At 45.4% G+C, this 3,321-nt stretch carries 4 protein-coding genes and 1 tRNA gene; 2 read left to right on the top strand and 3 right to left on the bottom strand.

Annotation, left to right across the window (positions count from 1 at the left end; translation table 11 throughout):
- From VIP81_RS13760 to VIP81_RS13770, 3 genes are all read right to left on the bottom strand, one after another.
- Positions 1-227, bottom strand: a 227-nt coding sequence (locus VIP81_RS13760; RefSeq protein ID WP_331961481.1) for a PepSY-associated TM helix domain-containing protein, incomplete at its 3' end; no start/stop codon positions are given.
- A 174-nt stretch (positions 228-401) separates the two neighbouring features.
- Positions 402-602: a hypothetical protein gene (locus tag VIP81_RS13765; protein ID WP_331961484.1), complete on the bottom strand. Its 201-nt coding sequence runs from the start codon at positions 600-602 to the stop codon at positions 402-404.
- A gap of 82 nt (positions 603-684) precedes the next feature.
- Complete coding sequence (locus tag VIP81_RS13770; RefSeq protein WP_331961487.1) at positions 685-1,704, bottom strand: glycosyltransferase family 2 protein; 1,020 nt, start codon at positions 1,702-1,704, stop codon at positions 685-687.
- A gap of 118 nt (positions 1,705-1,822) precedes the next feature.
- Here VIP81_RS13770 and VIP81_RS13775 point away from each other — a divergent pair, with 118 nt between their 5' ends.
- Both VIP81_RS13775 and VIP81_RS13780 read left to right on the top strand, forming a co-directional pair.
- On the top strand, positions 1,823-2,971 hold the full coding sequence (locus tag VIP81_RS13775; RefSeq protein WP_331961490.1) for a HAMP domain-containing sensor histidine kinase: 1,149 nt from the start codon (positions 1,823-1,825) through the stop codon (positions 2,969-2,971).
- 81 nt (positions 2,972-3,052) lie between these two features.
- Positions 3,053-3,136, top strand: a tRNA-Leu gene (locus VIP81_RS13780).
- The last annotated feature ends 185 nt before the right edge of the window (positions 3,137-3,321 follow it).

A 3,321-nucleotide genomic window follows, 5' to 3' on the forward strand; every position in this document is an offset into this window, starting at 1 on the left:
AGCTCGCTGACAGGAAGGGGTGCATGATTTTCGGGGGTAACATATAATTGTTTACGGTAATAAATATCATTAATTTCCTGCTGGAAGACAAACAAACAACCGGTAACGCTCACTATCAACACGACAATACCAGACCCCAGGCCCAGCCAGAGGTGCAATTTTTCCACTACTATCCTGAACAGCGATTTAGGCTGCTTCTTTTTTAACTTATCCGTCCGTTTAAACATAGATCAAATACCATTGGGGAGATATCACTCCCGTGATACAAAAGTCCAGGTAAAAAGCCAATTTCTGTAATCGGATCCGGAATTTGATTTACGCAAAAGGGAAAGATGGGGCATAAAAAAAACCTCCCCCGGAAAAACCGGAGGAGGCCTGGATAATTATGTTAAAGCCGTTGCTTACTTATATTTTGGATTATACAGCGAGCTTCCCTGTACCTTTACTTCTGGCTTTCCAGCATATTTGTGTGTGTAAAGACCGTAGCTCAGCCCCAGGATAAAGGCCACCATGCAAAACAATTGCACGTAAAATAACCAGCGGGAGCGGGAAACCTTATCTAAGGTAATATCGTACTTATTTTCTACTGTATTCTGTTCCATAATCAGTTTATTTCCGGTGCAAACCTACATAAAAATTTGAAATTTTCGAAGTTATTTGGATGAGAAAGAAAACTTTTGCCCCCTAAATCAGCTCCGAGAATTTCTTATGTTTTAAAAAATAATATCTCCAGATCATGATACCGTGAAACACGCCCTTCATTTTCATGAGCTTCATTTCCGGCAAATTGTCGTTTCGTACATATGTGCGGCGCCAGCGATAATAATCCTTGTAGGCGCGGTAAATAGCCCGCATATCTTTGGGCTTCCCTGCCACCAGGCTTTTAACGCCCGCCAGAATATCCAGGAAAAAACGTTGCACCAGCACAATCCACCGATCTTCACTATGCAGGTTTTTCCACAGCATCATCAGGTTATTCCGGAAGTTGAGGTACAGCTTACGTGGATTTCCCTGGGGCAAGCTCCCTCCTCCCACATGAAAAACCGTGGATTGCGGGCAATAGCAAATGCGGTACCCTGCGCGCTGTAAACGCCAGCAAAGGTCCACTTCTTCCATATGTGCAAAAAAATCGCGGTCAAAACCATTTACCTGGTGAAAACAGGCCGAACGTATAAACAGCGCCGCCCCGGTAGCCCAAAAAATATCCTGTACATCATCATATTGCCCCAGGTCCTTTTCTGTTGTGTACAGAATACGCCCCCGGCAAAAGGTATACCCCAGGATATCCATCCAGCCGCCGGCTGCACCGGCATACTCAAACTCCTCCGGGTCTTTGTAAGCCCTCATTTTAGGCTGACAGGCAGCAATACGGCTATCTTCCTGCATCAGCGCCACCACCGGCTCAATCCAGCCAGCTTCCACTTCCACGTCCTGGTTCAGCAACACATAAATATCCGCCTCCACATGCTGCAAGGCATCGTTATAACCGCCGGCAAAACCGTCGTTACGGGCATTGCGGACAATCCGGATCTGCGGATAATGCTGCGCCACAAAAGCCACACTGTCGTCCGAAGAAGCGTTATCTGCCAGCACCAGCTGCAGATTGCCGTAAGTAGAACGGCAAACCGACGGCAGGAACTTCTCCAGAAAAGATTTTCCGTTCCAATTTAAAATAACAACTGCGACTGATGGCAATACGGGCAACTGATATTACGTTTATGCGTGAACAATTATTTTTGAGATGCAAATATGCAACAAAGGATTTTAATATTTGCTAATCATTACAGAATCAGACAAGCCAAATATGGCTTAAATTAGAAGTATGTTTAAACAGTTTATCGGATGGAAGTTTGTACTGGCCTCCATAGCAGTGCTCATCATTGGGACCACTATATGGTTTGTAAGTAATTTATCAAAGAATATCCAGGAAGAAGAAAGAAAGAAAGTCGCTATCTGGGTAGAAGCCAACCGTGAAGTGCTGCGCTCAGATACGGATGCCAACCTCAATCTGGCCATCGGCATCGTGACCAACAATACCACCATACCACTGATACTGACCGATGAGGAAGGTAAAATACTGGATAGCCGAAACCTCGACTCCATGCGCATCATGCAGGATCCCAGGTACCTGCCGGATGAACTGCTGGCCTTCAAAAAACAACATCCCCCCTTTATCATGGAGGTAGATGCCAAACAAAAATTGTATAACTACATCTATTACGGCGACTCCCTCATTCTCAAGCAAATCCGTTACTATCCCTACATCCAGCTGATTGTCGTTACGCTATTTATCGCCATCGTACTTTTTGCCCTGTCCAGTACCAACCGCGCCACCCAAAACCAGGTATGGGTAGGTCTGGCCAAAGAAACGGCCCATCAACTGGGTACGCCACTGTCGTCCATGGAGGCCTGGCTCGAAATCCTGCGGGAAAATGAGGCCAACGCCACCCTCGTCACAGAGCTGTCGAAAGACGTGGACCGCCTCAAACTTATCACCGACCGCTTCTCGAAAATAGGCAGCATCCCCAAACTGGAGGAAAAAGACATTGTGGAACAGATACGGAATATGACCAACTATATCCGTAAAAGAGCCCCTCAAAAAGTACAATTAACCGTTCACAGTGTGGAAGAAGAGCTCCCCGCTATGATCTCTCCCCCCCTTTTTGACTGGGTGGTGGAAAATTTATTAAAAAATGCGTTAGACGCTATGGAAGGCAAAGGGAAGATCGATATTACCATAGAAAATCATCCCACTTTTATCACCGTTGACGTAGCCGACACCGGAAAAGGCATTCCAAAAATGAGCTTCGAAAAAGTGTTCAAACCCGGATTCAGCACGAAAAAGCGGGGATGGGGCCTCGGACTTTCCCTCGCCAAAAGGATCATAGAAGAATACCACCGCGGCAGACTCTATGTAAGGTCATCTGAAATCAACAAAGGGACCACTTTCCGGATCGTTCTGCGAAAATAATGACCCGTTTCAGCAAAATATGAATAAATAAATTTGCTTATTTTAAAAAAGCCATTATTTTTGCACCCCATTCTACCAGATGCGAAGGTGGCGAAATTGGTAGACGCGCTACTTTGAGGTGGTAGTGCCTGAAAGGGCTTGGGAGTTCGAATCTCCTCCTTCGCACACAAAAAAGACTTGCTGAATCAGCAGGTCTTTTTTCATTTATACCAAATATTGCCTTAAAAATAAGAAGCCCGGCGACGGATCAAGTTGAAAACTTGGGGGATTAGTAGAAAAATAGTTGTTTTGCATCAGATTAGCCAACGACGCACGTGGATCAGAACTTTCGTAAACTTGTAGAGATGCTA

The sequence above is a fragment of the Chitinophaga sp. genome (genome assembly GCF_036566945.1).
In the GTDB taxonomy this organism is placed as follows: Bacteria; Bacteroidota; Bacteroidia; order Chitinophagales; family Chitinophagaceae; genus Chitinophaga.

Bases quoted from the DNA above. Each gene is read 5' to 3' on its own strand.
- VIP81_RS13765 (WP_331961484.1), bottom strand. From the start codon at position 602: ATGGAACAGAATACAGTAGAAAATAAGTACGATATTACCTTAGATAAG.
- VIP81_RS13775 (WP_331961490.1), top strand. From the start codon at position 1,823: ATGTTTAAACAGTTTATCGGATGGAAGTTTGTACTGGCCTCCATAGCA.